Annotated in this window: 2 protein-coding genes; one reads left to right on the top strand and one right to left on the bottom strand. The window is 73.3% G+C overall.

Features of this window, described 5'->3' with window-relative positions:
* Nucleotides 1–978, bottom strand: a 978-nt coding sequence (locus ABZ641_RS33710) for a hypothetical protein (RefSeq protein ID WP_359988087.1), incomplete at its 3' end; no start/stop codon positions are given.
* A gap of 519 nt (nucleotides 979–1,497) precedes the next feature.
* On the opposite strand from ABZ641_RS33710, the gene ABZ641_RS33705 reads away from it, so the two are divergent.
* Nucleotides 1,498–2,079, top strand: a complete 582-nt coding sequence (locus ABZ641_RS33705; protein WP_359988085.1) for a TetR/AcrR family transcriptional regulator — start codon at nucleotides 1,498–1,500, stop codon at nucleotides 2,077–2,079.
* The last annotated feature ends 215 nt before the right edge of the window (nucleotides 2,080–2,294 follow it).

Below are 2,294 nucleotides of genomic sequence, written 5' to 3'. Positions count from 1 at the left end.
GCCGGGCATCGCCCCGCCGGTCGAGGAAGGGCCCGCGTGGAACGCCCCGCCCGCGGCCGTGTCTCCCGCCCCGCCGGCGAGCCGAAGCGGACGGGAAGAGGCCGGGGATTGCTGCTCCGCCAGGACGGCGTGGATCTGCCGGGTGGTCGAGTCCTCGTGCTCCGTGAGGTTCCGGGTCACCTGGTCCATCCGGTCGGCGGTGCCCCGGAACGAGCCGAGCAGCCGCCTGAGCACCTCCACTCCGACGGCCGTGGCGATCTGCTCGGCGGCGGCGACCACCAACCTGCCGAACGCGTCCCCGGGATCGCCCATGTCCAGGCCCTCGACGACCCGCCGGAAGGAACTGCCGTGGGAGTCGATGTCGTCCGCGTGACGCCGCAGTTCGAGCGCGCAGGACGCCAACCGGGCCAGGTCCACCCCGAACCCGGCCCCGACGGTGCCGCCCGGCCCCGACCCGTCACCGGGCACCAGCTGCTTGACCACGGTCTCCACCAGGTCCGCCACCGGCTGGGCCAGCGCCTGCCCGAGCGTCGACACCGCGTCCTCCAGGAGGGTGGAGAGGATCTGCCGGCCGGCCGCGAGGACGGCCGCGGAGTCCGCCGGCCCCAGCAGCGAGGAGACGGCCAGTTCCCCCTGGGTGGCCACGAGTTGGACCACGGTCGCGCTCTTGCAGGCCTCGATGCCCAGGGCCGCGGCGTTGAGCGCGTTCGCGGCGACACCGCAGGCTTCCACCACCAGGCCGGAGTACGTCGAAACCGTTCGCCACAGCTCGGCCAGCCTGTCCGCCGACGTACCGTGGTAGACCTCCCCCAGCGCGGTGAGAGCCTTGTCGGCGACCATCTGGACCGAGTCGATCTGCGAGGCGACTCCTCTGAGCCCGTCCGCGAGCCTGTCCAGTTCGTCCTCGTTCACCCGGGGCCAGTGCAGCCCGAGGAGATCGAGCACCGCGGCGAGCTCCGGCGGCAACTCCAGTGCCATGTTTCCCCCAAACGTCTGTCGTACGGCTACGCGCACGGGCGCACCGGATGCCACAGGCCCGTCCTGCGACCCGCACGCGGGTGGTTGAGTGCGTGAGAGGCCTGCCGCTGCCGCCGGACACCGCTCCGCCCCACGGCGGGACTGCGCGGCCGCAGCGCCGAATGCCGCGGCGACCGCACGGCCCACCGGGCGGCACGGCGTGCCGGCCAGGCGTACCGATGGTGGTGTCCGCGCCGAATCGGGAACAGGCCGAGACACCGGCCACACATGGCCGGTGTGCGGGAATCGCCTGCCCACGCCCGCACCCGTGGGCGTGGTCCACCGTGGGTGCTGTCGGACGGCCGATCGTCGGGCACGGGCGCCGCAGGGACGTCCCAGCACTGAGCCGTCGGCAAGGGCGCCTTCCGCGTCCGTTCTCCCGGTCCGCGGTGGCTCTGTCGCGGACGGCCGGGCGGTCGGGCGGTGACTGGACGACTGGGCGACTGGACAGAAATATGACGACCGGTCTACTTTGGCAGCATGGGAGTCAAGGGCGAGGAGACACGGGCGCGACTGGTACGGGCGACCCGGGACCTCATCGAGGAGCGGGGCTACTACGGCACCGGGCTCAACGACGTCCTGGCCGCCAGCGGCGCACCCCGCGGGTCGATGTACTTCCACTTCCCCGCAGGGAAGGACGAGATGGTCGCGCTCGCGCTCACCGAGGCCGGCCAGGACATCGGAGCACTCATCGCGGGCGCCGCCGAATCCGGGGAGCCCCCCGCCCACGTGGTCCGCCGACTGCTGGAGGCACTCGGCGACCGGATGGAGGAGTCCGGCTACGCCAAGGGGTGCCCGGTGGCGACCGTCGCCCTCGAAACCGCAGCGGGCCACGAGCAACTGCGCCGGACGTGTGCCGACACCTACCAGGCGTGGCAGGACGCGCTCGCCGCCATGCTGGTCCGCCACGGCCGCGACAGCGCCGGGGCCGAGGCGGCGGCGTGCGCCGTCCTCGCCCTGGCGGAGGGGGCGCTGCTGCTGTCCCGTGTCGCGCACAGCCGAACCCCGCTCGACCGGGCCGCCCGCGCCGCCGAACTGCTGATCCGCGCCGACACCGCCTGATCCGGCCCGCGCGGTCGACCCCGCGCCGGCCATGCCATGACCAAGAAATATGTAGACCGGTCCGTTTGAAAGGATCCCCATGTCCAGTCCCGGCACCCTCGTCCTCGGCGCCACCGGCTTCATCGGCCGCTGGTACGTACTGGAGCTGCTCACCCGCGGCGAACACGTCGCCGTCGGCCTGCGCGGTGGCGCCGCCCGCGACGGCGAGCTGCGCA

It is taken from the genome of Kitasatospora sp. NPDC007106 (assembly GCF_040634455.1).
In the GTDB taxonomy this organism is placed as follows: domain Bacteria; phylum Actinomycetota; class Actinomycetes; order Streptomycetales; family Streptomycetaceae; genus Kitasatospora; species Kitasatospora arboriphila.
Note: the sequence above shows the minus strand (reverse complement) of the source record. Positions and strands in the feature narration are given on the sequence as shown.

What these genes read in the sequence shown, in the direction of transcription:
- ABZ641_RS33705 (WP_359988085.1), top strand. Translation starts at nt 1,498, where the DNA reads ATGGGAGTCAAGGGCGAGGAGACACGGGCGCGACTGGTACGGGCGACC.